The organism is Arthrobacter gallicola (genome assembly GCF_014836775.1).
Taxonomy (GTDB): domain Bacteria; phylum Actinomycetota; class Actinomycetes; order Actinomycetales; family Micrococcaceae; genus Arthrobacter_B; species Arthrobacter_B gallicola.
This window is the reverse complement of record NZ_JACSQD010000004.1, coordinates 237,856-263,916: the sequence shown is the minus strand read 5'-3', so window position 1 is coordinate 263,916 and position 26,061 is coordinate 237,856. Positions and strand designations below refer to the sequence as shown.

The window sequence follows — 26,061 nt, the reverse complement described above, 5'->3', positions numbered from 1 at the left end:
TCGACGTGGCGCTGAACAGAAACAGGCGAGACGAATGAACATACACGCTGCCCGTCAGCTGCTGAGCAGGTTCGGAGGGCTGCTCCTGACTCTCTTCCTGTCCAGCATCGTGATCTTCTCCGCGATGCTGCTCACACCCGGCGATCCGGTCGTCGCCCTCGCCGGGGGTGTGCGGCCGACGCCGGAGATGATAGACGCGATCCGTGCGCAGTTCTATCTGGACCAGCCGGTCTGGATACAGTACCTGCACTGGATCCAGAATGTCCTCACGGGCGATTTCGGCACGTCATTCGTCTACAAGACGCCGGTCATTGACCTCATCGCGCCGCGCTTTGGGATCACATTCCTGCTCGTGGTCTACACAGTCGTGCTGATCATCGTCTTCGGCATCGGTTCAGGCATTTTGGCCGCGCAAAAGGGCGGCGCGACCGATCGGGGGGTGCTTGTCGCCACCTCGATCGGAGTCTCGATGCCAACCTTCGTCGTCGCGATCGTGCTGATCTGGGTCTTTGGCCGCGTGCTGGGCTGGTTCCCGGTGTATGGCGCCGGCCAAGGGTTTTTCGACAATTTGTACCACCTGACTCTCCCTGCAATCTCCCTGGCGGTGCTCTACATCGCCTACATGAGCCGCATCACCCGCGGAGCAATCGTCGCGCAGCAGCACGCTGAGCACGTCGGCACGGCTGTCGTGCGTGGTATCCCACGGGGTCAGATCTTCCGCAAGCATGTGTTCCTTAATGCGTCGCCGACGATTCTCTCGGTTTCCGGGGCAACGGTCGCAGGTCTTTTTGCGGTCGCGGCCATCGCCGAGCAGGCGTTCGGGCTCGGTGGCATCGGTTCGCTACTCACCGAGGCTGCCGCACGCAAGGACCTGCCGGTCGTGCAGACTCTATCGCTGCTGCTGGTGGCCCTGTTCGTCGTACTCAATGTCATTGTCGACGTCGTTATAGCCGTGATCGATCCCGACTCGGCCAAATCCAGGAGGAACGCATGAGTGTCGCTCAGCTTGCCGGCGGCCGCATCCCCGGTAACGTGCGCCGGGCGGCCAAACACGGCCCGCTGTTCATCGGCGCCGTTGTTGTTATGACCGCGGTCGCAGTGATCGCTGTTTTCGGGCCGCTTGTGGCCCCCTTCGACCCGAATCAGCTGTATGTCGGGCCCATTTCAGGGGCTGCCGGCCTGCCGCATCTGATGGGAACCGACGATCTGGGGCGCGATATTTTCTCGCGCATCCTCGCCGGGGCAGGACCGAGCGTCGTCGCACCGATCATCGTGGTGCTTCTTTCCACTGTGTTTGGCTCGGTCATCGGGATCCTCTCAGCCTGGTTCGGCGGCTGGGTGGACGGCGTGAGCACGCGCACCATCGAGGTGATCTTCGCGATCCCCGGCCTCGTCCTCGCCGTCCTCGCAATCTCCATGTTCGGCAAGGGCCTTATCGCCCCCGTCATCGCGCTGTCGATCGCCTATCTGCCGATTCTGTCGCGCCTCGTCCGCGCCGGTGCCCGCTCGGAGCTCGGTAAACCATATATGGCAGCACTGACCATCCAGGGGGTGAGCTCGTTCGCGATCTGCTTCAAGCACCTCATCCCGGCGCTGCTGCCCGTGATCATCGCCCAGTCCACCATCGGGTTCGGCTACGCGATGCTCGACTTGGCCGCGATCTCCTACCTCGGTTTGGGTGCTGCGCCGCCGGCATCTGACTGGGGTGTCATGATCTCCGGCGGCCAGCCGGCACTTCTGGCGGGCGCACCCGAGCAGTCGATGTTCCCCGCGCTGATGGTCGTGCTCACTGTGCTCTCCGTAAACATCCTCGGCGCCCGCGTCACAGACTGGGCAGAAGGAGTGGACCGATGACCAATGTCGTCCTCGAGCTCGACCACATCTCAATTACCGCTCCCGGCATCAACGGATCCCACACGCTCGTGCACGACTGCACGCTGCATGTGCGGGCCGGCGAAGCCCTCGGACTCGTGGGCGAGTCGGGTTCGGGCAAGACACTGTCGGCGCGCGCCGTCGCCGGTCTGCTCCCCGACGGCTTCACGGTCGGCGGGAGCATCCGGGTTGACGGCGAGGACATCTCGGCGCTTGGCCCCAAGCAGCTGCGCGACGTGCGCGCCCGTCGAATCGGCATGGTGTTCCAGACACCGCGTGCTCACCTGAATCCGCTGCGCACGATCGGCGACTTCATGACCGAGGCGCTCATCGCCGTGGCCGGGCAGAAACCCCATACAGCGGAGCGCCGCGCCGTCGAACTGCTTGCCGAGGTCGGAATCCCCGATCCGGCCCGCCGTATGCGCCAGCGCCCCGGCGACCTCTCCGGCGGCTTGCTGCAGCGGGTCATGATCGCGGCGACCCTTGCGATGGATCCGCCCATTCTCCTCGCCGATGAGATTACGACGGCCCTCGACGTAACAACGCAGGAAGAGGTTATGGCGGTCATCGCCGACCTGCGCAAACACCGCAACCTCGCGATGCTGTTCATCACCCATGATCTTGCCCTGGCCGGTGCCGTGTGCGACCGCGTCGCAGTGATGCAGCAGGGCCGGACGATCGAGACGCTCCGGGCCGCCACGATGCGGCAGGACGGGACCGACCCGTACACGAAGCGGCTGCTCTCCGCATCCCTGCCCGGCGATCTCGTCACCGGTTCCGGCGAGCAGGGCAGGCCTGTGCTGGTTGTCGAGGGGCTGCGCAAGGTGTTCGAGGTGCGCTCGGGCCGCGGGGGCAGGCGCGAGGAGTTTGTTGCCGTCGACGATGTGGCTTTCACCCTCGCGCCGGGCGGATCGCTCGGCATCGTCGGTGAGTCGGGGTCGGGTAAGTCGACGATGGCCCGCATCATCTGTGGCCTCGAGACGGCGGATGCCGGCACTGTCACCGTCAAGGACGAGGACTGGATCAAGGCCGCACGCGGCACGCCGGCCCGCCGCAGGCGCGCCCGGATCGCGCAGATGGTGTTCCAGGACCCCTACCAGTCCCTTGACCGCCGCCAGACGGTTCGGCAGTGCCTGTCGGAGGCTGTCGCTGTGCATCGGACGAAGGCGACACGTGCCGAGCTCGCTGCGCGCGTCGACGAACTCATGCTGGCCGTCACGCTCGACCTCTCGCTCGCAGACCAGCGGCCGCGGTCGTTGTCAGGCGGGCAGCGTCAGCGCGTCGCGATCGCCCGGGCCCTTGCGGCGGACCCCGAGATCCTCGTGCTCGACGAAGCCGTGTCAGCCCTGGACGTGACTACCCAGATCGAGATCCTGACGCTTCTCGACGGCATCCGCCGAGACACGGGTGTCGCCCTGCTTATGATCTCGCACGACCTCACCACCGTCCGCCGTCTATGTGATTACGTCGTGGTGATGCGCACGGGCCGCATCGTCGAGCAGGGGCCCATTGCCGAGGTGCTCGACGATCCCCGCGCCGACTACACACGCATGCTGCTCGACTCCATTCCACGGGATGGGTGGGTGCCGCGCCGGCGTCTCCCCACGCCCGGATCCGTCCCGCCGACCGTGGCCGCTTCGACCACGTTCACCGCCCATTCTGGAGGTAAGAAATGACCAATCGTCCCCTGTGGCAGCTGTCACTATCCGAACTCGCCGAGGCTGTCCGCGCCCGGGCAGTGACAGCACGCGCCGTCATCGACGCCCATCTTGCCCGCATCGACGAGATCAATCCGATCGTCAACGCGCTCACGGTCGTCTTCCACGACCGCGCGCGTGCCCTCGCTGAGGAAGTGGACCGCCGCCTGGCCGCCGGCGAAGACGCCGGCCCGCTCGCGGGCGTCCCGTTCACCGTCAAGGAGAACATCGACATCACCTGGTCGGCGACGACGAGCGGCTGGGCCTTCCTCGCCGAAGTTGCGGCTGCCAAGGACGCCACGATGGTCCGCCGTCTGCTCGAGGCCGGTGCGATCCCCGTGGCGCGCGGCAATATGCCCGACTGGGGTCTGCGCTGGGACACCGACAATGACCTGTTCGGACGGACGATCAACCCGTGGGACCCGCAGCGGGTACCGGGCGGATCCAGCGGCGGAGATGCCGTCGCTGTCGCAACCGGAATGACGCCCCTGGGCCTGGGCAACGACTATGGGGGGTCGCTGCGGCTCCCCGCGTATGCCGCGGGAGTGTGCGCCCTGCGCCCGTCGGCTGGACGCATTCCCGCGCCGTCGGTCGACGTGCTAGAACCGGTCCCGTTGTCATTGCAGTTCTTCGCCGTCAACGGGCCGATTGCCCGCCGCGTCGATGACCTGGACACGGCCTTCGGGCTGATGCACGGCGCCGATGGAAGTGACCCGACGGCGGTGACGATCCCGCATCCGTCTTCTTACGACGGCGCCCGCCGGGCCGCCGTCGTACGCGACCCGCTTGGGTGGGGTGTCGACCCGCAGGTGGCCGCTGCCGTCGACCGCGCTGCAGACGCGCTGAGCGCCGCCGGTTGGGAGATCATCGAGGCTGAGCCGCCCCTCATCGAGGAGGCAGCCACACTGTGGCGGAAGATCTCGACGACCGAGATGGTGGGTGCGTTCCTGCCCGGGGCATTGCCGATGCCGCTGTCGCAGGGGTCGACGCAGTACTTCCTCGATAATGCCAAGGAGACCGAGATTCTCGAGTCCGGCCAGGCATACGGAGGAGCATGGGCGCAGCGTGCGGTCATCGCTGCCGCATGGGAACGGTTCCAGTCCGAATACCCGGTCATCCTTGGTCCCGTTTCGGCCCGGCGGATGCCGGAGATCGGCTTCGACCTATCAGGGCCCGAAGCCACGACTGAGCTGTGGCGGGCACACCGGCTGCTCGTCACGGTCAATTTCCTGGGGCTTCCCTCAGTCGCCGTGCCGACTGGCCTTGACGAGGACAGTTTGCCGACCGGTGTTCAGCTCATCGGCCCGCGGAACGGCGAGCACATCGCCCTGGCTGCGGCGCGTGACGTCGAGGCAGCGCTCGGGACCCTGACGCCGGTCAACTTCAGCACGAAGGTGGTTGCGTGAGCGCGTTCGAGCCCGGGCTCGAGTTCGTCTTCGAGCTGAAGGTCAGGGTGGATGATCCCCTCCGGGTCGGGGGCACGCCGGATCTCAACGTCACACCCATCGTCGGCGGCACCGTCTCGGGCCCGCGGCTGAACGGGCGGGTGCTGCCCGTGGGTGCCGATTGGTGGGTGACCCGCGGCGCGACGACGCAGCTCGATGCACGGTATCTCATCGAAGCCGACGACGGCGCCGCCATCGACGTGGTCAACCGCGGCTACTGGCACGCGCAGGATTCGGTGGAGCAACGTGTGCATGCGGGGGAGAAAGTCGGCGAGGCAGAGTTGTATTACCGGACTGCATTCGTGTTCCAGACCGGTGCCGAGGCACACCGCTGGCTCACCGAAGCGCAGTTCGTGGGGTACGCCCGGTCAGAACCGGACACAGTGTGCATTCGCGTCTTCCGCCTACGCTGAGCCGCCCCGGCCTCAGCCCTTGGCCTCAGCCTCCGGGCGGAGTCGGATCAGCCGGTGCGGACCGTCCTCCTGGAGTTCCACCAGATCGGCATGGGAGGCAAGGAAATCGGTGAAGGACCGGAACCCGAGCGGCTTCTCGTTGAAGGAAGGGTCCATCCGGCGCATCTGGTTCTTGATCGTGCCCGTGTTGAGCCACTCGTCGGCGTCGCCCTTGGCATGGCCGATCTGCAGTGCACGCACCAGCAGTTCCGTGGCGATGGTCTGGGGGTCGATGTCCTCGGCCGGCTCATGTTCGTCGAACTGCGCGTCCTCGGTGTGGGAGAACATGGGGATTGTGGTCAGTTTGCGCGGTTTCTCCGGGGACGGGTCCTGGCCGGGAGCGGACTGGGCCGGTGCCGGAGACTTCCGGTCCTGGGAAGGGCGCTCCGCCGCAGCTGCGGCGGCTTTGTCCACACCGGGCAGCGAATCGTAGTCCTCGAATTCGTCGCACGCTGCGGCGAGGGAGGTGCTGGTCGAGCCGGCAACGCCGATACCCACCACAAACCGGCCGAGGCGCTTGGACTTCTGCGCCAGGGCAATGTAGTCGGAGTCCCCGGCGACAATGATGACGTGGGTGAGGTCCGGGAGGCGGAAGAGATCTTCGACGACGTCGACGGCCAGACGGATGTCGGCGCCGTTCTTGGTGCCCCGGGTGGTGGTCGTGAACAGCTGGGTGAGGTCCACGGCCCGGGACATCAGCTGGCGCTGGTAGCTGGCGTTGACCGGCACGGACCAATCCGCGTAGGCACGATTGACGACGAGCGTGCCGAACGAGGCAGCGAAGTCGATGATGGCATTGAAGTCAACGGTGGCTGCGGTCAGCTTGGCGCTGATCTCCGGGTCGGCGTCGCGGCTTGTCCGGTCGAAGTCCCGGATTCCGTCACGCTGGAACGCATTCCGGCCGTGGAGCTGCTGATAGCGGGAAATGACGATGTTATCGAAGTCGATGTAGAGGCCAACACGTGCATCATTTGGTTCAGTCATGGAAATTTCAGGCCTTGCGGTAGGTGAGGTCGAAGATGAGCCGGTTGGCCTGGTGGGCCTTGTTCTCGAAACTGGTCAGGATGCGGCCCTCGAAGCGCGGTGCCCAGCCGCCGCGGGTGTCGACGTCGTTCGAGGCTTCCTTGCCTTCCAGCCCCTGGGCGTACACCTGGGTCAGCGGACCGTCCGCGCCGGCGCGCTCGCCGGGGTGCAGGTTTTCGAAGTGCGGTGAAGCGTCGAGGACCTCACGCATCTGCACCGCGTAGTCGGACCAGTCCGTGGCCAGCCGCCACAGGCCACCCGGCACCAGGACGCGGGCAGCGAGTTCGGCAAAACTGTCCTTCACCATGCGCCGCTTGTGGTGCCGGGTCTTGTGCCACGGGTCCGGGAAGAACACCCACAGTTCGTCCACTGAACCGGCCGGCAGCATGGTGGTCAGCACCTCCGGGGCGTTGGCCTGCACCACCCGCACATTGGTCAGGTTCTTCTGGCCGATCCGCTGGAGGGTCTGGGCCAGGCCGGGCAGGTAGACCTCCACGGCCAGGAAATTCTTGTCCGGGTTCTGCTCGGCGGCATGCGTGACGGCTTCGCCAAGTCCCGAACCGATTTCGACGACGAGGGGTGCCTGGCGCCCGAATGCAGCCTCGGCGTCGAACACGTAGTCCGGGTCCACAGAGGTGTCAGCCTGCACGCGCGGAACGTCGATCACAAAAACGTCAGAGAGTTCGTCCCACGCCTGCTGGCGGCGTCCCTGGAGCCGGGAGCCCCGGCGGACGAAGGAAACCGGGGCACGGAAATGGTGGGTTTCGGTGCCTTGAACGTCTTCGGCTGCGTCGGTAACAGGCAGTGCTGGTTCAGTAGTCATCACCGTTAATGCTAACGGTCCGGCCGTTCAGGCCCGGGCAGACCGGAGGCGCGGATTAGGTAACTGCGCCCCATCGCGTAAACTGGGGGAAGTTGTTGCGACTGCCGCGCCTAAAAGCCGCGTGTGTAAGCAGCGCAACCTGCGTCGATGAACGCTTTCTTTTGTCCCGCCCGGTGCGAATCCGGGACGGTGGACACTGTCTGACTTTTCTTCGGCGAACCCTCTGCGCTACACGGCTCAGGGGGCCTCTTACCGAAAGTTGCCTGTCTTTTAATGACTACTTTTGCTGCCCTTGGTGTGCCCAAGGCCCTTGTCTCAACCCTCTCCGCACAGGGAATTGCTGAAGCTTTTCCCATCCAGGTGCAGACCCTCCCGGATACCCTCAAGGGCCGTGACGTCCTGGGCCGCGGCCGCACCGGCTCCGGCAAGACCCTCGCGTTCTCCCTGCCGCTGGTCGCCCGCCTGAGCGAAGGCGAAGCCGCCTACCGCCGCCGGCCTAACCGCCCGCTTGGCCTGGTTCTGGCGCCGACGCGTGAACTTGCCACCCAGATCAACAACGTGATCGAGCCCCTCGCTTCCGAGCTGGGACTGAACACCACCGTCATCTACGGCGGTGTGTCCCAGCAGCGCCAGGAAAAGGCGCTGGCCGCCGGCGTCGACATTGTCATTGCCTGCCCCGGGCGCCTCGAGGACCTGATGAAGCAGAAGCTCATCAGCCTGGAGTCCGTGGAAATCACCGTGCTGGATGAGGCCGACCACATGGCTGACCTCGGCTTCCTTCCCGTTGTGCAGCGCCTGCTGGACCGCACCCCGGAAAAGGGCCAGCGCCTGCTGTTCTCCGCGACCCTGGACAACGGCGTGGACAAGCTGGTCCGCCGCTACCTGTCCAACCCGCTGACCCACTCCGTGGACGAGCCGCAGGCCGCGGTCAGCACCATGGAACACCACGTCCTGCTGGTGCAGGACCAGACGGCCAAGAAGCTGCTGGTCAAGGAGCTGGCTTCCGGCCAGGGCCGCCGCATCATGTTCATGCGCACCAAGCACCATGCCCGCAAGATGGCGAAGTTCCTTACGGACAGCGGCATCCCCACGGTTGACCTGCACGGCAACCTCTCGCAGAACGCCCGCGACCGGAACCTGGCCGAGTTCGCATCCGGTGACGTCCGCGTCCTGGTCGCCACCGACGTCGCTGCCCGCGGCGTGCACGTGGACGACGTCGAACTGGTGGTCCACATTGACCCGCCCACGGAGCACAAGGCCTACCTGCACCGCTCCGGGCGTACGGCCCGCGCCGGCTCCGACGGCACCGTCGTCACCGTGACCCTTCCCGAGCAGAAGGGCGAGGTGTCCAAGCTGATGAAGGCGGCCGGCGTCGACGTCTCGATCGAGAAGGTCTCACACAATTCGCCGTCGATCGCCAAGCTTATTGGGGAACGCGCCGACGTCGTCGAGCCGCATGTCCGTGCAGCGCAGCTGGCAGCCAAGTCCCCGCAGCAGGGCGGCGGCCGCTCCACCGGCGCCAACGCCCAGCGCAAGCGCGCAGCCCGCTCAGGTTCCGGTGCCGGCACCCGTGCCGGCGGCCGGGGCGGAGCAGGCGGCCGCGGCCGGGTCTCCGCCGAGCGCGCGGAACGCAGCAGCAGCCGCAGCGAACGCAACGACTTCACGCCCGACGCCCCGCGCGCACAGCGGTCGCAGGACGGCCGCCGCGGTGCAGCTGCAGCAGCGACCTCGCAGGGCCGCAACCGCCGTCCCGCCACCGGCCAGCGCGCCGGCGACGTCGCGGCTTCCGGGACCCACCGTTCCGGCGGCACCCGTTCCGCAGCTCCTGCTGCCGGCGGCAGCGGCCGTCCGGCACGTGCAGCCGGTCCCCGCCGTGCCACCGCGCCGGCGTCGAACGAACGCCGCAGCCGCTAAGCACTGACAGCTCTAAACGCTGACAGAGAAGGCCCCGCAGTGATCTGCGGGGCCTTCTCTCTGTCCGGGTGGGATCCGTTACCGGTTTAGTTCTCCGGCGCGCTTCCGGGCGGCAGCGCCTCGGCGTCCGCCCGGGTCCACCGTGTCAGGCGCTTAGCCCAGGCTAAGTCCGTGCTCGGCCAGCGCGGCGTCAAGAGTGTCCAGGGCCTTCGGACCCATACCGTGCAGCTGAGCCAGATCCTCCCGGGGGATACCCGCCAGCTGGCGCAGCGACGTGAAACCGGCACCGCCCAGGGCCCGCACGGCAGGCGCGGAAATCCGCGGAAGCTCATTCAGCGAAGTACTCATGCGTAGATGCTAGGCAACGGCCACGGCGCCGGCCTAGTCCTTCCCGAGATCAGTCCAGTTCGTAGAAGGAGACGACGGCGGCGAAACCCCGGCCCAGGACCTGCGGGCGGTCCTCGCTGCCCGGGACCGTGTCCAGCGGATCCAGCTCCTGGCTGCCCGCGTCCAGCATGGCCTTGGCGGATCCCTGCAGCAGGACCAGGAACTGACCGGGCCCAAGCGCCGGGGCATTCTTCTTTGACAGCTCCACCACCATAACGGCCGCCCCGAAGCGGGTGCGGTCCACAAATGTGTTGAGCACGGTCACTTCACCGGTGGGCAGCGAGGCATGTGCGGGCACATCCCCGGGGTAGCGCAGTGGCCGGAGGCGTTCCATGGCATGCTCGGTTCCGTCCACCTCCAGGAGAAGGAGTTCGCCCTCCACCGGAAGCGTGATGCGGTCCATGTCCTCAAAGCGGGTGAACGGACCGGATTTCTCGATGGTGGCGGCAGCTAAACGCCAGCCGGGGATTCCGGCAGGTCCGGCAGGGCCGGACGCAATGTCCTTCACCCGGCCGGCATTATTCCCCCAGGAGCGGGAGGGCAGGGCAGCGAAACTCAGGATCGAAGCTTCCACGCCTATTCCGGAAGGTCCTGGGGCTGGGCGGAGGGCACCTGCCGGCGGGCGGCGTCGCTGATCCGGAAGCGCCTTCCGGTGGTCTCGGTGGGCTCGATCCGCACGAAGTGGTTCTTCTCCCCGCTCTGCCAGGGGAAGAGCTCCAGCGTCTCGGAATCCAGTACATCCTCAATCGACCCCAGCTGGGAGGCCGCCCCCTTCAGGACAACGCTCCAGGCGCGGCCAAGGCCGTCGTCGTACCCGTCCACCTCGAATGCGACCGGAATGTCACCAAGCGCTGCGGCGAGCTTGGTGCCTGCCGCGCTGCGGAACACCACAGTGCCGTGGTCCACGGCGAAGTTGATGGGGAAGATGTCCGGCGCTCCCTCAACCACCACAGCAAGCCGCCCGACCGAAGCCTGGCGGACGTAGTCCCAGCATTCGCGGGAACTTAGTTCAACGGGTACCCCTGCATCATCTGTGGTTGGCGGCATACCCCCAGTCTAGGCGCAGCCCGCTTGGCCCCGGTAAGCCGGAAGCCGTGACTCTGCACGGCAACAGGAGAACAATGGGCACATGAAGGCAATCCTGAACGTTATCTGGCTCCTTTTCGGCGGTATCTGGCTTGCCCTGGGCTATGTCCTGGCCGGAATCGTCTGCTGCCTGCTGATCGTGACCATCCCGTTCGGCATCGCGTCCTTTAGGATCGCGTCCTATGCGCTGTGGCCCTTCGGCCGCACCGTCATCGACAGCGGCCGCGGAACCGGAGTGCTGGCCACCCTGGGGAACGTGATCTGGCTGGTGTTTGCCGGTGTGTGGATCGCCATTGGGCACGTGTTGACGGCCATCCCCATGTTCGTGAGCATCATCGGTATTCCGCTGGGCATCGCGAATCTGAAAATGATCCCTATTTCGCTGGTTCCACTCGGCAAGCGGATTGTGCCGACCGCCGGTCCCGGCCTCGTCCCCTACAACTCGCCCACCGCGTATGCGACGTATTCAGGAACTCCCGGCAAGGGCAGGTACGGCCGGTAAAACAGTATTGCCGGTAGGCACGGCCGGCGGATCACCCGGGGCCGCACCCGAGTGCACCCGGCGCGTTAGCCCGTCAGCGCATCCAGGAACGTCTTCATGAGCGTTTCGGCGGGAGCCGGGGCGGTTTCACCCCGTTCAATGAACAGCGCGACGGCGAGATCGCCGTGGACTGCGACCACCCAGGCATGGGTGCGCGGCGGGGTCTCGCCGCCAAACCCGGCGGCACCGTTCTTGGCCAGGACCGGGTTGCCGGGCACGTCCTCGAGCAGCTGAGCGCTGCCGTCGGTGACGACACCGCGCATCAGCTCACGCAGGGTGCCGGCCTCCTCCGCGGTGACCGGAGCCGGTGCCTGCGGGCTCTGTGTGCTGTCCGTCCCGCTGTCTGCGGAGGAGACCAGCGCGGGAGATACCCGTTCGCCCTTGGCCACGGAGGCACCGGCAACGGCCAGGGCAAGCGGTGAGACCAGGACCTCACCCTGTCCGATCATCGAGGCTGCGTGGAGGGCTCCGTCCGCTGTCTCCGGCACAGACCCGAAGTAGGCGGGGGTGCCGATAGCGGAATCCACCCCCAGACCCAGGCCGGCACCGGCAGCGGAGAGATCAGATTGGGACACCGAGTCCCGGGCGTTGACGAACGCGGTGTCGCAGGACTGGGCGAAGGCCTCCGCGAGGGTGATCCCGCCCAGGTACCCGCTGGGATAGCCAGCGGGGTTGGCGAATGTCCGGCCGTCCACGGTGACGTCCGCGGGGCAGGAGACCTCGGTGTCCGGGGCAGCTCCGGTGCGCAGCATCGCCAGCGCGGTGGCGAGCTGGAACGCGGACCCCGGAGCAAACTGGCCCAGCAGCGCCGTCTGGGCTCCGCCGCTTCCGGGCCCGTTGGCCGCCGCAAGGATATTCCCGGTGGAGGGCTGGATGGCTACCAGGGCCGCAGCAGACGGCTCGTCCTTCAGCGCGGACTCCGCCTGCGTCTGGATGCCGGCGTTGAGGGTTGTCTGCAGGGGCTTACCGGCCTCACCGGCTGTCTCGAACAGCGGTGCCGAGCGGACGTTATCCGCCGTGGCTATCTGGACGGTGACGGCGTCGGCACCCCGAAGCTGCGTATCGTATTCGCGCTGCAGCCCGGACAGCCCCGTCTGGTCCCCGGCGGCCAGCGAGCCGCCGGACTGTTCAATCAATTCAGGGGTGGCCTCGCCGACCGAACCCAGCAGCGCCCCGGCGAAACTGCCTGACTGCGCCAGGGACCGGACCTCGGGAAGTGCTGCGGCGCCGGGCACGGTGGCGATTTCCGATTCGAAGTTCGCGGGAACGCTGTCCTGCCGCACGGTGACAGCCTCAACGAAGTCCTTCGGGCCCGCCGCCCGGACCTTGGCAGTGAAGGCATCGGTGTCGATATTCAAATACTGGGACAGGTAAAACGCGGAGGAAGCGTACTCCTTTTCGGTGAGCCACACCTTATCGATGCCCACGTGCCAGACTGCCCGGTCTGCCATCAGCACGGCACCCCCGGCGCCGAGAATGTCCCCCCGGCGCACGGGGGCCGTGGTGCGCAGCAGCCGCTCCGTAGGGTCCAGCTCCGGATGCACGGTGGTGGAGGTAAAGCGGGCCTGCCAGGTGTTGTCTTCACCCCGGTCCAGGAGCACCGTGGCGTCGTAGCTGTAGTCTTCCGCCGCCGCGTTGACGTCCCAGACATAGTGGAGAGTGGCGGCAGCTTGTGAATCCGAGACATCCTCGATTTTGGTCACGGTCACCGACGGCTTCAGCGGTGCCATTCCGGAGACCAGATGTTCCAGCATGCCGTTGACTGCCTCGACCGAGGAGTCCACGAAAGCGCTGCCCGTGACATCAAGGGCGGAGAGACCGGCAGCCAGCGTCTCCGCAGCGGCTTCGGGACCGGGCCCTTCCTCCGGCGAACACGCGCTCAGGGACAACGCCAGGACGGATACGGACACAGCGGCTGCTATCAGGCGGTGTTTCACCATCCGGACAGGCTATCTGCGGGCATCCGCAAAAGGACACGGCCCCAGCGGAAAGCGCAGCGCCCGCAGCCGGATTTTTTTGGGGAGGGTCAGCCGGCCAGGCCGTCGAGGAATGCCTTCATCACGGGGCCGCCGGAGGTTGAACCCAGTTCACCCTCTTCAATGAACACTGCGACGGCGAGATCGCCCTGGATCGCCACGACCCAGGCATGGGTGCGCGGCGGAGTATCGCTGCCGAATTCAGCGGTGCCGGTCTTGGCCAGAATGGGTTCGCCGGGAACGCCCTGGAGCAGCTGCACACCGCCGTCGGTCACCACGGCGCGCATCATCTCACGCAGGGTTGCCGCTTCAGCGGTGGTCAGGGAGGGTGCTGCGGCGGATCCCGGCGCGGAGCCGGAGGCCGACGCCGAGCCGGAAACTGACGCCGAGCCGGAGGCCGACGCCGAGCCGGAAGAACCTGCCGTTTCACCGCCCGCAGCTGGGTCAGCCGCTTCGACCAGCACGGGGGAGACCCGTTCGCCCTTGGCAACGGAGGCGCCCGCGACGGCCAGCGCCAGCGGCGACACGAGGATCTCGCCCTGCCCGATCATGGAGGCGGCGTGAAGGGTTCCATCCGCGGCTGCGGGCACGGAGCCGAAGTACGCCGGAGTGCCGATCGCGGCGTCGACCCCCACGCCCAAAGCCTGCGCTGCGGCGGTCAGATCCGGCTGGGCCACCGTTCCGCGGGCGTTGATGAAGGCCGTGTTGCAGGACTGCGCGAACGCCTGGCGCAGCGGGATTTCCCCGAGGAACTGCGCCGGGTAGGTGCTGGCGTTATTGAACCGCCTGCCGTCCACGGTGAGTTCTTCGGGGCAGGAAACGGTGGTTGCCGGGGTGGCTCCGGAGCGCAGCATGGCCAGGGAAGTGGCGATTTTGAACGTGGATCCCGGGGCGTATTGTCCGAGCAGGGCCGTCTGGGCTCCTTCGCTGCCGGGCCCGTTGGCTACGGCGAGGAGATTGCCCGTGGACGGCTGGATGGCCACCAGCGCCGAGGCCGACGGCTCATCAGCAAGGACGGACTCGGCAAGTGTCTGCAGGCGTACGTCAAGTGTGGTCTGCAGCGGGTCAGAAGCAACACCGTCGGATTCGAAGAGCGGAGCAGATGACACGTTTGCGGCACTGACGGTGCGGACGGCGACGCCGTCAACGCCCAGGAGCTGGGAGTTGTACTGCTGCTGCAGCCCGGAGAGGCCGGTCTTGTCGCCGGGGGAGAGCGTGCCGCCGGACTTCTCGATCAGTTCGGCCGTCGCCTCGCCCACAGACCCCAGCAGTGCCCGGGCGAACGTGCGGGTGGGGGCCAGCGGCAGGCTGGCAGAGATCGCGGCGGCGCCGGGGATGGCAGCGACTTCGGCCTGGAAGACGGCCGGCGGGCTGACACTGTCCTGGCGGAGGGTGATGGCTTCCACGAAGGCCTCCGGCCCGGATGCCAGCACCTGGGCGGTATAGGCAGCGGGGTCAAGTTCCAGGAACCCGGCGAGCGCGGCGGCGGAAGACTCCAGCTCGGCGGACTCCAGCCGTGTCTTATCGATTCCGACGCGCCACACCGGACGCTCCGTGACCAGTACCTGTCCGTCCGCGCCGTGGATCTCGCCGCGGGGGACCGGGGTAACTTCGCGCAGGAGGTAATCGCCCGGTGCGAGGCTGGGATGCACGGAGGAGGGATCGAACCTGACCTGCCAGAGGTCCTCTTCGTCCCGCTGCAGTTCCACCGTGGTTTCGTAGCTGTAATCCTCATCCCCGGCGCTGACGTCCCAGACGTAGCTGAGGGTTGCCGTGGCTTCGTCATCGGAGACCTCCTCCACGGAGGTAACACTGACGGCCGGTTTCAGCGGAGCCATACCGGAGACCGAGTCCGCCAGCAGGGCGTTGATTTCCTCCGCCGTGGAGTCCTGGAATGAACTGCCGGAGACATCCAGTCCGGAAAGGCCCTCAGCGAGCTTGGCCGCTGCCTCTTCGGGGGCGGGCCGGTCCTCGGCCGAGCAGGCGGCCAGCGACAGCCCCAAAATGGACACGGACAGTACAGATGCCAAAAAGCGGTGATTCCCCATCCGCACAGAGTACCGGCAGCACAAACAAAAGCGGACACGGGCGCGCTGCACCCGTGTCCGCTCCGGCTCCGGAAGCTACCGGAGGCTACACGCCGGCACCTGCAGCAGCGGTGTCCGCACCGGAGGCAGCACGGGCTTCCCGTACCAGTTCGGCACAGCGCTCGCCGATCATCATGGTGGTGATGTTCGGGTTGACCGTGGTGAGCTCCGGCATGACGGAGGCATCAGCCACCCGAAGGCCGGTGACGCCCTTGACCCGCAGCTGCGGATCCAAAGGCGACATCCCGTCGTCGTACGCGCCCATCCGCACCGAACCGGCCGGGTGGTAGACAGTGTTGTGCGTTTTGGTGATGTACTCGGTGATCTCCTCATCCGTCTGCACGTCCGGTCCCGGGTACAGTTCCCGGCCCGCCCATTCGGCCATTGCCGGCTGGGAGATGATCTCCCGGGCCTTCTTGATGCCGTAGACCATCACGCGCATGTCATGCGGGTCGGTGAAGTAGCGCGGGTCCACCATCGGCTTGTCCCGGAAGTCCCGGCTGCGCAGCCGCACCGTGCCGCGGGACCGCGCGTGGGTGACGTTCGGGGTGAGGCAGAAACCGTTCTCCGTGGTGGGGAAACCCTGCCTCAGCGTGTGCATGTCAAACGGCACCGAGCCGTAATGGAACATCAGGTCTGGGCGGTCCAGGCCGTCTTCAGTGGGGGTGAAGATGCCGATTTCCCACCACTGGGTGGAGGTTTCGGTCATGGGCTGCTTCGCCTCCCACTGGATAACACCCTCCGGGTGGTCCTGCAGGTTCGAGCCCACGCCGGGGGAGTCTGCGCGCACCTCGATGCCGTGTTCGGCCAGGTGCTCCTTCGGGCCGATGCCGGAGAGCATCAGCAGTTTGGGCGAATCAATCGCCCCGGCGGAGAGGATGACCTCGGTGCGGGCGTTCAGTGTGTGCGTGCGGGCGAACTGCCCGTCCACGACGTCGACGCCGGTGCAGTGGTTGGCATCATTGAATTTGAGTTCACGGGCGCGCAGCCCGGTCAGCAGCGTGAAGTTCTTCCGTTCCAGGATCGGATGGATGTAGGACACGGAGGACGAGGAGCGGGTGCCGTCCGGGCGCCGGTTGATCTGGAAGAAATTGGCTCCGTTGATGACGGTCTGCCCGGTGTTGAACTTCGTCCGCGGAATGCCGGCCTGTTCACAGGCGTCCAGCAGGGCGACGCCGCAGGGGTCGCTCGGCGGCACGTTCATCAGTTTCACCGGGCCGTCCGCACCGTGATGGGGTGCATCGGGGCCGGCATCCTCGTTGGATTCGAGCTGCTTGTACAGCCGGAAGGCCATCTCCGAGTTCCAGCCCTCCGCACCGAACCTGGTCTCCCATTCATCGATGTCCTCCCGGGGCGCCCAGAAGGCGATGCAGGAGTTGTGGCTGGAACAGCCGCCCATGACCTTGGCGCGGGAGTGGCGCATAAACGAGTTGCCGTTTTCCTGCGGCTCGATCGGGTAGTCCCAGTCGTAGCCGGATTCCAGCAGTTCCATCCAGCGGTCCAGCTGGAGAACTTCGTCCACTCCCCGGTCATCGGCGCCGGCTTCCACCAGCGCCACTTCGACGGTGGGATCCTCGCTCAGCCTCGCGGCGACCGCGGCACCGGCGGAGCCGCCGCCGATCACGATGTAGTCGAAGTCCGTTTTCTGCAGATCAGTCATGGAGCTAGTTGACCTTTCCGTGGTCGGGGAACCAGCCGGTTACCTGTGGATTGATGTTCTGGTAGATGTGCTTGGCCTCCTGGTACTCACCCAACCCGGTGGGGCCGAGTTCGCGGCCGACGCCGGAGGCACCGAAACCGCCCCATTCGGCCTGCGGCAGGTAGGGGTGGAAGTCGTTGATCCAGATGGTGCCGTGCCGCAGCCGCCGGGCCACACGCTGGGTCTTCCCCGCATCGGAGGACCAGACCGCGCCGGCCAGGCCGTAATCGGTGTCATTGCCCAGTTCCACGGCTTCGTCCTCGCCGTTGAACGTTTCGACGGTGACGACCGGGCCGAAGGCCTCGTCCACCAGGGCCGAGCTGCCGCGCCGGACGTTATCCAGCACGGTGGGGGTGTAGTAGAAACCCTTTTCCAGCTCGCCGGTGCCCCAGGTTCCGCCGCAGCGGATCCGCGCACCTTCCTCGACGGCCTTGTTGACGTAGGCGGTGACTTTCTCCCGGTGCGCCGCGGAGATCAGCGGACCGGTTTCGGCGGCGTCGTCGAAGGGGCCGCCCATCCGGATCTGCTTGGCCCGGCGGACCAGCTCATCCACGAAGCGTTCGGCGATGGGCTCTTCCACGATCAGCCGGGCGCCGGCAGAGCAGACCTGCCCGGAGTGCACAAAGGCGGCGTTGAGCGCGTTGTCCACAGCGGCGTCGAAATCGGCATCCGCGAAAATGATGTTGGGGTTCTTGCCGCCGAGTTCCAGTGCCACCTTCTTGACCGTTCCGGCGGCGGAGGCAGCGATGATCCTCCCGGTCGCGACACCGCCGGTAAAGGAGACCAGATCGACGTCGGGGGATTCGGAGAGGGGTGCGCCGGCGACGGCCCCGGCGCCGAGCACCAGGTTGGCCGTGCCGCGGGGCAGGCCAAGATCTTCCAGGACCTTCATCATGAGGATGGAGGTGGACGGCGTGAGCTCGGAGGGCTTCAGCACAAAGGTGCAGCCGGCCGCCAGGGCCGGGGCGATCTTCCATGCGGCCTGCAGCAGAGGATAGTTCCACGGGGCGATCAGCCCGCAGACGCCGACCGGCTCGTACTCGACCCGGGAGACAACGCCGGGATCCCCGGCGTCGACAATCCGGCCGGCGTTCTGACCGGCGATCTTGCCGAAGTAGGTGAAGCAGGCAGCGATGTCGTCCATGTCGATCTGGCTCTCCACCAGGCGCTTGCCGGTGTCGAGGGTTTCGGCGCGGGCGAACTCATCCTTGCGGGCGCGCAGTTCCGCTGCGACGCGCAGCAGGAAATCGCCCCGCTCCGGGGCGGGCACAGCTGCCCATTCGCCGCGGTCAAAAGCGGCGCGGGCAGCCGCGATGGCCTTCTCCGTGTCAGCGCGGGTGGCCTCGGAAACCGTTACGACGTGTTCCCCGTCGGCGGGGTTGTGGATCTCACGGGTGCCGCCGTCGGATGCGGGGACCCACTCACCATCGATGAAAAGGGTGGCCGTGTTGGCCGTGTTTGCCGTGGTGGTCATACTTTTTCCTCCTCGCCGACAAAGTCGGCATCCCAGTTGTCTTTGCCAACCGGGTCTTCGGTGATTGCGGTGTTGCCGGGCACCTCGCGGTTGAGGTGCAGGAATTCCAGGTGTCGTTCGTAGTGATCCAGGACGTCGGTAATCAGCTGCTCCTTGGTGTAGCCCATCACGTCGTAACCGTGGCTGCCTTCGAGGGAGAAGACCTCCATGCGGAAGTATTTGGTGTCCGTCGAGGCGCTGCGCAGGGCGTACGACGGCGTCTCATACTGGACGGGGTAGACCTGGTACTTGAACGGGCGCTCGTGGCCCAGCCCCACGGAGAGGTCCGCGGAACGGATATCGTTCACACCGCAGCCGGCCAGCGACAGGGACACCTCCGCGCCCTTGTTCTGGAGTTCATCGTGCACCTCCTGCAGCGCGGGGTACGCGACACTTTCGACGAACCGTGCTGCCTGCTTGGGGCCGGGGTAGGTCATGGCCCGGGTGAGCCGCTGGCGCCAGGAACGTCCGCCCCGGGCATCCCCGCCGCCGCGGCCGGCGATCATCCCGGGCAGGGAGGCCCGGAAACTGGCGGCCAGGGAGGTCTCCACCCGCAGTGCTTTGTAAACGCCGAGCATGATGAACAGCAGCAGGATGGACAGCGGCAGGCCCATGATGATCGTGGCGTTCTGCAGCGTGCTGACACCGCCGACCATCAGCATGGCCAGGGTGAGCAGGCCGGTGACCACGGCCCAGAAAACACGCATCCACTTCGGCGCATCGGAATCCGCGTCCTTGAGGTGGGAGGTGAAGTTCGCCATGACCAGGGCACCGGAGTCGGCGGAGGTGACGTAGAACAGCAGCCCGGTGAAGGTGGCGATGGCGGCTGTGGCCGGGGCCCAGGGGTACTGCTCCAGCAAGCCGTAGAACGCGCGTTCGGGCTGGTTCATGGCCACCTCGCCGAACGCGGCGTTTCCGCCCATCACCAGGTCCAGCGCACTGTTCCCGAAGATGGAGATCCACAGCAGGATGAAGGCGAAGGGGACAACCATGGTGCCCAGGACAAACTGGCGGATGGTCCGTCCGCGGGAGATGCGGGCCAGGAACAGGCCAACGAAGGGCGCCCAGGCGATCCACCAGGCCCAGAAGAAGAGGGTCCAGCTGGAGAGCCACTCGTCCGGCCGGTCGTAGGCCATCGTGTCCAGTGTCATGCCGGGGAAGCGGCTGAGGACGTCGCCGGTGTTCTGCACGATCCCGTCGAACAGGAAGCTGGTCTTTCCGGCGATGAGGACGAACAGCATCAGTCCGACGGCCAGGATGACATTGAGTTCGGAGAGGCGGCGGATGCCCTTCTCCACTCCGGAGACCACCGAGACCGTGGCCATGGCTACAGACAGTGCGATCAGCGCGATTTGGACGCTGACATTCTCCGGGACTCCGAACATAAAGTTCAGTCCGTAGTTCAGCTGCACGACGCCGATGCCCAGCGAGGTGGCGATGCCGAAGATGGTGCCGAGCAGGGCGGCGATGTCAACGCCGTGCCCCAGCGGGCCGTCGATGCGCTTGCCGAAGATGGGATACAGGGCGGAGCGGATGCTCAGCGGCAGGTTGTGCCGGTAGGCAAAGTAACCGAGGGCAAGACCCATCAGGGCGTAGAGCGCCCATCCGGTGATGCCGTAGTGGAACAGGGTCCACACCAGTGCCTGGCGGGCGGCTTCTGCGGTGGACCCGTCGCCCTGGGGTGGTGCAAGGAACTGGGTGACCGGTTCGGAGACTGAGAAGAACATCAGGTCGATGCCGATCCCGGCCGCGAACAGCATGGCTGCCCAGGTGAACAATCCGAACTGGGGTTTGGAATGGTCGGGGCCGAGCTTGGTCTTGCCGACGCCGGAGAGGGCGATGACCAGGACGAAGATGACAACCAGGGTCACGACCAGGAAGTAGTACCAGCCCATGTTGGTGGATACCCAACTCACCATCGTTCCGATGACCGACTCGGCCGATTCGGTGGAGATCATGGCCCACACCGCGATGGCGATGATGCCGAGTGCGGACCCGATGAATACCGTCTTGTTGACGCGGGTTTTGACGGCTGTTTCGTGCGGTGTGTCCGCTTCCGGGCTGGTCATCGGGTCCTTTTCGAGGGGGGTAAAAAAAGAAAGCTTCCTTAGTCTCGGCGCATTCAGACTATCAAAATCCCTAGTCAGGGGCGGTTTTTGGAGGCTGGACAGCAGGCTGAGGGGCCTGAGGAAGTTGGTGCCGGAAGGCATTCGACCCCGCCTTTTGCCCTGTCCCCGGCTGGGTTTCCCTGCTAATCTCCAAGAAGGATGGGGCGTGCTCCATCTCACAGAAACCGGTTCCGGGGTGCCCGGCCAGACCCGCCGTATCGATCCGGATTGACTCCTCAGAACCGCCATGCCGGCAAGCTGAAGGAGCGGGTGAATGTCCGAGCTGGATGTAGATCTTTCCGAAACCGAGCGGTCCTTTGGGCTGCGCCAGATACAGGCTGGGCACGCGCGCATGCTGGTGATCGGACGGTATCTCCCACAGCCCATCGGAGAGGTGTGGAATGCCCTGACCGACCCGGCCCGTGTTGGTGCCTACTTCGCCGAGCCGGAGGGGGACTTTCGCCGGGGTGGGGAGTACTCCGTGCCCGGCTTTGCCAGCGGGACCATCCTGCGGTGCGATCCGCCCCGGCTGCTCACGGTCTCCTGGTTTCCCCCGCAGGGTAACGGCGGGGAATTGGAGTTCCATCTCACCGATGAAGACGGGGCAACCCGGGTGGATTTGCGGTATGCCTCGGTCCGCAAGCGCTTCGCCGTCATGGACCCCGAGGTTAATGAGTGGGCGGCGGGGCCGGGCTGGGAATTTTTCCTCGACAATCTGGCCGCCCATCTGGACGGACGGGAGCCGTATCCGACGGACCGCGACTGGAGGTCCATGGAAGGGGCGGTCCGGGACCTGTACCGCGCCCGGAACGATGAATGGGTGCGGGTGAGGGAGGAATTCGAGCGGGAGCACAGTCCCTTGCCGGCACCTGACTAGGCGCAGACCGGACGCACGAATCACCTGTGGATAACTTTACGCGCAACGTTGAGTGAACTACACTCAATCTTGTTGAGCACGGTTGGATGAAGCCAGTAGGTAGGGCCACCAGGGTTCTCCAAAAGGACAGTCCGCCGGGAGCTTGTTTTGGTTGTTCTTTGAGCCCGAAAAGGAGCCCGCTGTGGATACGAAGTTCACGAACAAAAGCCAAGAGGCACTTCAGTCCGCCGCTATGAACGCGACCACTGCCGGAAATCCCCAGATTGAGCCTGCCCACCTGTTGAAAGCACTGATGGACCAGCGCCAGGGCGTGGCAGTGGCCCTGCTCAAGGCTGCCGGGGCCAACCCAGACGCCGTCAGTGCCGCAGCCAGCAACGCCATCCATAACCTGCCGTCCAGCTCCGGATCCTCCGTGCAGCAGCCGCAGTTCTCGCGCCCCCTGCTGCAGGTCATAAACGCCGCACAGCAGGAGGCTTCCCAGCTTGGTGATGCCTACGTTTCCACCGAGCACTTGCTGCTGGCTCTCGCGGTGGACAGCGGGCCGGCAGGCAAGGCACTGCGGGACAACAATGCCGGCCGCGATGTGCTGGCCGCCGCCCTTCCCACCGTCCGAGGAGACCGTAAAGTGACGAATGCCGATCCGGAGAACACCCTCCAGGCCCTGGAAAAGTTCAGCACCGACCTCACCGAATTGGCGCGGTCCGGGAAACTTGATCCCGTCATTGGCCGCGACGCCGAAATCCGCCGGGTGATTCAGGTGCTGAGCCGCCGGACAAAGAACAACCCGGTGCTGATCGGTGAACCCGGAGTGGGGAAGACCGCCGTCGTCGAAGGCCTCGCGCAGCGGATCGTGGCGGGAGACGTGCCGGAAAGCCTGAGCGGCAAGACCCTGCTCTCGCTGGACCTCGGGTCCATGGTGGCGGGAGCTAAGTACCGCGGCGAGTTTGAAGAGCGGTTCAAGGCCGTGCTGGAGGAGATCGCCAGTGCGGAGGGACAGATCGTCACGTTCATTGACGAGATGCACACCGTTGTGGGCGCCGGAGCGGCCGAAGGGTCCATGGACGCGGGCAACATGCTCAAGCCCATGCTGGCGCGCGGCGAGCTGCGCCTGATCGGTGCCACCACCCTGAACGAATACCGCGAAAACGTGGAGAAGGACGCTGCGCTGGAACGCCGTTTCCAGCAGGTTTTCGTGGGGGAGCCCAGCGTTCCGGACACGATCGGCATCCTCCGCGGCCTGAAGGAACGCTACGAAGCGCACCACAAGGTAGCCATCGCCGATTCCGCGCTGGTGGCCGCTGCGAACCTCTCCAACCGGTACATCACGGGCCGCCAGCTGCCCGACAAGGCGATCGACCTGGTCGATGAGGCCGCCTCCCGGCTCCGGATGGAGATTGACTCCGCACCGGAGGAAATCGACGAACTGCGCCGCGCCGTCGACCGGCTCACCATGGAGGAGCTGGCCATCTCCGGGGAGACAGACGAAGCGTCGCTGGAACGCCTGGAGGTGCTCCGTGAGGACATGGCGAACAAGAAGGAGCAGCTTGCTGCCCTGAACGCCCGCTGGGAGTCGGAGAAAGCCGGCCTCAACCGGGTTGGCGATATCAAGGCCCGGATCGACGAACTGCGCTCACTCGCCGAAAAGGCCCAGCGCGACGGCGATCTCACCGAGGCCTCCCGGATCCTGTACGGCGAAATCCCGGCCATGCAGAAGGAACTTGATGCCGCGCAGGAAGCCGAGCAGGATCAGTTCGGTGAGGGTGCCAGGGAACTGATGGTGTCGGAGGAAGTCACTGCCGACGACATCGCCGAAGTCGTGTCGGCCTGGACCGGCATCCCCGCCGGCCGCATGCTCCAGGGGGAGTCGCAGAAGCTGCTGGAGATGGAGTCAGTCATCGGGTCCCGGCTGATCGGGCAGACCAAGGCCGTTGCTGCGGTGGCGGACGCCGTCCGGCGCTCCCGTGCCGGGGTCAGCGACCCGGACCGGCCCACGGGTTCCTTCCTGTTCCTGGGGCCCACCGGCGTAGGCAAGACTGAGCTGGCCAAGGCCCTCGCGGAGTTTATTTTCGACGACGAACGCGCGATCGTCCGCATGGACATGAGCGAATACGCCGAAAAGCACACGGTGTCCCGCCTGGTTGGTGCCCCTCCGGGATACGTCGGATACGAGGAGGGCGGCCAGCTCACCGAAGCGGTCCGCCGGCGTCCCTACTCCGTCATTCTGCTGGACGAGGTGGAGAAGGCCCATTCGGATGTCTTCGATATTCTGCTGCAGGTCCTCGACGACGGGCGGCTGACGGACGGACAAGGCCGCACCGTGGACTTCCGCAACGTTATCCTGATCCTGACCTCCAACCTCGGCTCCCAGTTCCTGGTGGATCCGGGGCTGAACGAGGACCAGAAGCGCGAATCGGTGATGTCCATGGTGAACGCCAACTTCAAACCGGAGTTCCTGAACCGGCTGGATGACATCATCCTCTTTGATCCGCTGAACCTGGAGGAGCTGTCCAAGATCGTGGACATTCAGGTGCGTGGCCTCGCGTCCCGGCTCCGGGACCGCCGCCTGACCCTGAAGGTCACCGACGCGGCACGGGAATGGCTGGCGCTGACCGGGTACGATCCGGCGTATGGTGCCCGGCCGCTGCGCCGGCTGGTGCAGCGGGAAATCGGGGACAAACTGGCCAAGGGCATCCTGGCCGGCCGGATCTCCGACGGCGACACCGTCCTGGTGGACCGGCCCGAGGCCGTCAACGGCGATGAACTGGCGGCCCAGGGCCTGAGCGTCGAAGCCGTGGCGCCCGTCGGATAGTCCCCGGCAGGCAGAAAGCCGGAAGCCCGCCCTTGGCGGCCTTCCGGCTTTTTGCGCGTCCGGGGCGCGTGCCCTACGCCTGGCCGGGTCTGACGCCTGGACGGGTCTTAGGGCTGAACGATGAGGGACTCGGAGAGTTCCACACCAGGAGCAACCACGAAGCAATCCACCCGGCGGTCGCCGGCATCCCAGGAACTCTGCGTCGGGACAGCACGGTTGAGCTCCAGGTCCACGTACTTGGACGCAGCATCCGTGTACATCACCGAGGAACAGACTTCCTCAGCCTTGGCGGCCAAGGCGTCCGCGCCCGGGAACGAATCCGAGTTGAGGTAGGACTCGCTCGCAACAAGCTGTGCGTTGTGCGGGGTTTCGCAGGTAACAACTGTGACCTCTGCGTTCACGCTCTGGAAGTCCAGGATGCAGGCTCCTGCTTCCAGATCGATGGGAGACACAGACTCCTCCAGAACGCCCTCCTCCCGGTTGCTGTCGGCAACGACGGTGGCGAGCCAGATGCCCAGCAGGACAATGATCAGAATCGATCCGATCAGGACCAGCATGCGGGTTGTCCGGCTGCTGCTGCCGGTGCTCTTGGCGGCAGCCTCCGCGGCTTCCCTGGTGCGGCGTGCCCGCCGGGAATCAGCGGGAACAGCGGTGGAACCGGAAGGGTGGACCGTATGGGTAATGCCGGTATCCGCCGGATCCTCAGCCGGAACTGTTTTGATGAGGGCGAGAGAGGCGAACGAATCAGTGACAGGTGCAGCGAGGTCGGTGCTGTCGCTACTGACAGACGACGTGACGATCGTGGGCTGTGAGCTGTCTGCGCTCGCCGTTGAAGCGGCAGCGCCGGTGTCTGACGTTCCAGTGGCAGTGTCGGTATCAGTGCCAGCGTCATCAGTGCCAGCGTCGGCGTCGGTGTCCGTCTCAGTGCCAGCGTCAGCGGCAGGTTCAGCGCCAGCGGGCGCAGCGTCCGGGGTTTCGGGGTCCGCCGCTGTTGCCGCCGGTTCAGTCTCGGCAGCGCCCTCTGCCTTCGTCTCACCAGCATCAGCGCCTTCATCGGCAGCTGTGCTGTCTTCCCCGGTTGCCTCGGCTGCAGTGGTGCCGTCGGCGTCGGATTCCAGTTCGGTAAGACCCTCGCCGGCGTCGACGGCGACTTCCGTGCCTTCAGGGGCCGGCTCGGGAATTCCGGCCTGCTTTCCGGCCTCTGCTGCTTCTTCGGAGACTGCCCGCACTTCAGCCGCCGCTGCCGGAAGCGAGGCTGCCTCCGCAACGTCTGCGCTGATGGACGGGACACCGAGGGTGGGTTCGGCGAGGTGGACGTCTTCGGCTGGAACAACTTGGGGTTCAGCAGGTGGCGACTGCTGAACCTCGGCGTCGAAGGCCTCGGTCCAGACTTCCGCGTCGCGGGAGCCGTCCCCGGAGAGCCACTCCGGTGCCTCCGTGTGGGAAGCCAAATCAGGCAGGGCCGCACCGGTCTCCGGGCCCTGTCCCTGCTCAGGGCTCTTTTTCGGTCCCGGAGTGGATCCCTTGTCCGGAACCTCGTGCCCGCTGGATGGTTCCGGAGGCAGAGTGGGATCGTCGGCGGGTCCGGAAGCGTCCTTGGCCCCCGGGCCGGTACTCAGGGCCGGGCGTTTGGCACCGCTCTTGGAACCGAGCAGCCCCTTGGGCACGGTGCCTTTCTTGGCGGCGGCTGGCCGCTTGGCACCTGGAACCCGCCGGCCGGACTTACCCGGTTTCCCGGACTTCCCGGGCACA

Annotated in this window: 20 protein-coding genes; 9 read left to right on the top strand and 11 right to left on the bottom strand. The window is 66.1% G+C overall.

Annotated elements, in window-relative coordinates:
* Window positions 1-34 precede the first annotated feature (34 nt).
* From H9639_RS10650 to H9639_RS10630, 5 genes are read left to right on the top strand one after another with little or no spacing between them, the layout of a single operon-like run.
* Complete coding sequence (locus H9639_RS10650; RefSeq protein ID WP_191747704.1) at window positions 35-994, top strand: ABC transporter permease; 960 nt, start codon at window positions 35-37, stop codon at window positions 992-994.
* Entirely contained in the window at window positions 991-1,854 is an 864-nt protein-coding gene (locus tag H9639_RS10645; protein ID WP_191747702.1) for an ABC transporter permease, read from the top strand. The genes H9639_RS10650 and H9639_RS10645 overlap by 4 nt, the downstream gene beginning before the upstream one ends.
* The gene (gene nikE / locus H9639_RS10640; RefSeq protein ID WP_191747700.1) at window positions 1,851-3,548 is read left to right on the top strand and encodes a nickel ABC transporter ATP-binding protein NikE; all 1,698 of its coding nucleotides are present in this window, start codon (window positions 1,851-1,853) and stop codon (window positions 3,546-3,548) included. The genes H9639_RS10645 and nikE overlap by 4 nt, the downstream gene beginning before the upstream one ends.
* The gene (locus H9639_RS10635) at window positions 3,545-4,975 is read left to right on the top strand and encodes an amidase (RefSeq protein WP_191747698.1); all 1,431 of its coding nucleotides are present in this window, start codon (window positions 3,545-3,547) and stop codon (window positions 4,973-4,975) included. The genes nikE and H9639_RS10635 overlap by 4 nt, the downstream gene beginning before the upstream one ends.
* Entirely contained in the window at window positions 4,972-5,427 is a 456-nt protein-coding gene (locus tag H9639_RS10630; RefSeq protein WP_191808048.1) for a DUF3237 family protein, read from the top strand. The genes H9639_RS10635 and H9639_RS10630 overlap by 4 nt, the downstream gene beginning before the upstream one ends.
* Before the next feature lie 12 nt (window positions 5,428-5,439).
* On the opposite strand, the gene H9639_RS10625 is transcribed toward H9639_RS10630, so the two are convergent.
* Both H9639_RS10625 and trmB read right to left on the bottom strand, forming a co-directional pair.
* Window positions 5,440-6,450 (bottom strand): NYN domain-containing protein, encoded by a 1,011-nt coding sequence (locus H9639_RS10625; RefSeq protein ID WP_191747694.1) that lies wholly within the window; start codon window positions 6,448-6,450, stop codon window positions 5,440-5,442.
* 7 nt (window positions 6,451-6,457) lie between these two features.
* Complete coding sequence (trmB, locus tag H9639_RS10620) at window positions 6,458-7,312, bottom strand: tRNA (guanosine(46)-N7)-methyltransferase TrmB (RefSeq protein ID WP_191808047.1); 855 nt, start codon at window positions 7,310-7,312, stop codon at window positions 6,458-6,460.
* 273 nt (window positions 7,313-7,585) lie between these two features.
* Between trmB and H9639_RS10615 the strand changes: the two genes are divergently transcribed.
* Window positions 7,586-9,226, top strand: coding sequence for a DEAD/DEAH box helicase (locus tag H9639_RS10615; RefSeq protein ID WP_191747690.1), 1,641 nt, complete (start codon window positions 7,586-7,588; stop codon window positions 9,224-9,226).
* 153 nt (window positions 9,227-9,379) lie between these two features.
* Here H9639_RS10615 and H9639_RS10610 read toward each other — a convergent pair whose 3' ends face one another.
* Genes H9639_RS10610 through H9639_RS10600 form a run of 3 tightly spaced genes read right to left on the bottom strand, consistent with a single transcriptional unit; the run spans window position 9,380 to window position 10,660 of the window.
* A complete protein-coding gene (locus tag H9639_RS10610) occupies window positions 9,380-9,574 on the bottom strand; it encodes a helix-hairpin-helix domain-containing protein (protein ID WP_191808046.1) in 195 nt (64 codons plus the stop codon).
* 49 nt (window positions 9,575-9,623) lie between these two features.
* A complete protein-coding gene (locus tag H9639_RS10605) occupies window positions 9,624-10,187 on the bottom strand; it encodes a HutD/Ves family protein (RefSeq protein WP_191747686.1) in 564 nt (187 codons plus the stop codon).
* A gap of 2 nt (window positions 10,188-10,189) precedes the next feature.
* Window positions 10,190-10,660 carry a pyridoxamine 5'-phosphate oxidase family protein gene (locus H9639_RS10600; protein WP_191747685.1) on the bottom strand — a complete coding sequence of 157 codons (471 nt, stop codon included), beginning with the start codon at window positions 10,658-10,660 and terminating at the stop codon, window positions 10,190-10,192.
* 82 nt (window positions 10,661-10,742) lie between these two features.
* Here H9639_RS10600 and H9639_RS10595 point away from each other — a divergent pair, with 82 nt between their 5' ends.
* Window positions 10,743-11,201, top strand: a complete 459-nt coding sequence (locus tag H9639_RS10595) for a YccF domain-containing protein (RefSeq protein WP_191747683.1) — start codon at window positions 10,743-10,745, stop codon at window positions 11,199-11,201.
* Window positions 11,202-11,266: 65 nt separating this feature from the next.
* Here H9639_RS10595 and H9639_RS10590 read toward each other — a convergent pair whose 3' ends face one another.
* From H9639_RS10590 to betT, 5 genes are all read right to left on the bottom strand, one after another.
* Window positions 11,267-13,180 carry a penicillin-binding transpeptidase domain-containing protein gene (locus H9639_RS10590; protein WP_191808045.1) on the bottom strand — a complete coding sequence of 638 codons (1,914 nt, stop codon included), beginning with the start codon at window positions 13,178-13,180 and terminating at the stop codon, window positions 11,267-11,269.
* Between the two features lie 86 nt (window positions 13,181-13,266).
* Window positions 13,267-15,246: a penicillin-binding transpeptidase domain-containing protein gene (locus H9639_RS10585; RefSeq protein ID WP_318242057.1), complete on the bottom strand. Its 1,980-nt coding sequence runs from the start codon at window positions 15,244-15,246 to the stop codon at window positions 13,267-13,269.
* 103 nt (window positions 15,247-15,349) lie between these two features.
* Window positions 15,350-16,963, bottom strand: coding sequence for a GMC family oxidoreductase (locus H9639_RS10580; protein ID WP_191808043.1), 1,614 nt, complete (start codon window positions 16,961-16,963; stop codon window positions 15,350-15,352).
* Between the two features lie 4 nt (window positions 16,964-16,967).
* Complete coding sequence (locus tag H9639_RS10575; protein WP_191808042.1) at window positions 16,968-18,476, bottom strand: aldehyde dehydrogenase family protein; 1,509 nt, start codon at window positions 18,474-18,476, stop codon at window positions 16,968-16,970.
* Window positions 18,473-20,584, bottom strand: coding sequence for a choline BCCT transporter BetT (gene betT, locus H9639_RS10570; protein WP_191808041.1), 2,112 nt, complete (start codon window positions 20,582-20,584; stop codon window positions 18,473-18,475). The genes H9639_RS10575 and betT overlap by 4 nt, the downstream gene beginning before the upstream one ends.
* Window positions 20,585-20,897: 313 nt before the next feature.
* Between betT and H9639_RS10565 the strand changes: the two genes are divergently transcribed.
* Complete coding sequence (locus H9639_RS10565; protein ID WP_191808040.1) at window positions 20,898-21,500, top strand: SRPBCC domain-containing protein; 603 nt, start codon at window positions 20,898-20,900, stop codon at window positions 21,498-21,500.
* A 181-nt stretch (window positions 21,501-21,681) separates the two neighbouring features.
* Complete coding sequence (clpB, locus tag H9639_RS10560; RefSeq protein ID WP_191808039.1) at window positions 21,682-24,309, top strand: ATP-dependent chaperone ClpB; 2,628 nt, start codon at window positions 21,682-21,684, stop codon at window positions 24,307-24,309.
* A gap of 107 nt (window positions 24,310-24,416) precedes the next feature.
* Here clpB and H9639_RS17185 read toward each other — a convergent pair whose 3' ends face one another.
* Window positions 24,417-25,976, bottom strand: a complete 1,560-nt coding sequence (locus H9639_RS17185) for a septum formation family protein (protein ID WP_191808038.1) — start codon at window positions 25,974-25,976, stop codon at window positions 24,417-24,419.
* Window positions 25,977-26,061 lie beyond the last annotated feature (85 nt).

Excerpts from the sequence above, each read along its gene's own strand:
- nikE (WP_191747700.1), top strand. The coding sequence starts at position 1,851 with ATGACCAATGTCGTCCTCGAGCTCGACCACATCTCAATTACCGCTCCC.
- H9639_RS10610 (WP_191808046.1), bottom strand. The coding sequence starts at position 9,574 with ATGAGTACTTCGCTGAATGAGCTTCCGCGGATTTCCGCGCCTGCCGTG.
- H9639_RS10575 (WP_191808042.1), bottom strand. The coding sequence starts at position 18,476 with ATGACCACCACGGCAAACACGGCCAACACGGCCACCCTTTTCATCGAT.
- H9639_RS10600 (WP_191747685.1), bottom strand. The coding sequence starts at position 10,660 with ATGCCGCCAACCACAGATGATGCAGGGGTACCCGTTGAACTAAGTTCC.
- H9639_RS10650 (WP_191747704.1), top strand. The coding sequence starts at position 35 with ATGAACATACACGCTGCCCGTCAGCTGCTGAGCAGGTTCGGAGGGCTG.
- H9639_RS10645 (WP_191747702.1), top strand. The coding sequence starts at position 991 with ATGAGTGTCGCTCAGCTTGCCGGCGGCCGCATCCCCGGTAACGTGCGC.
- H9639_RS10590 (WP_191808045.1), bottom strand. The coding sequence starts at position 13,180 with ATGGTGAAACACCGCCTGATAGCAGCCGCTGTGTCCGTATCCGTCCTG.
- betT (WP_191808041.1), bottom strand. The coding sequence starts at position 20,584 with ATGACCAGCCCGGAAGCGGACACACCGCACGAAACAGCCGTCAAAACC.
- H9639_RS10580 (WP_191808043.1), bottom strand. The coding sequence starts at position 16,963 with ATGACTGATCTGCAGAAAACGGACTTCGACTACATCGTGATCGGCGGC.
- H9639_RS10625 (WP_191747694.1), bottom strand. The coding sequence starts at position 6,450 with ATGACTGAACCAAATGATGCACGTGTTGGCCTCTACATCGACTTCGAT.
- H9639_RS10615 (WP_191747690.1), top strand. The coding sequence starts at position 7,586 with ATGACTACTTTTGCTGCCCTTGGTGTGCCCAAGGCCCTTGTCTCAACC.
- trmB (WP_191808047.1), bottom strand. The coding sequence starts at position 7,312 with ATGACTACTGAACCAGCACTGCCTGTTACCGACGCAGCCGAAGACGTT.
- H9639_RS10595 (WP_191747683.1), top strand. The coding sequence starts at position 10,743 with ATGAAGGCAATCCTGAACGTTATCTGGCTCCTTTTCGGCGGTATCTGG.
- H9639_RS10635 (WP_191747698.1), top strand. The coding sequence starts at position 3,545 with ATGACCAATCGTCCCCTGTGGCAGCTGTCACTATCCGAACTCGCCGAG.
- H9639_RS10565 (WP_191808040.1), top strand. The coding sequence starts at position 20,898 with ATGTCCGAGCTGGATGTAGATCTTTCCGAAACCGAGCGGTCCTTTGGG.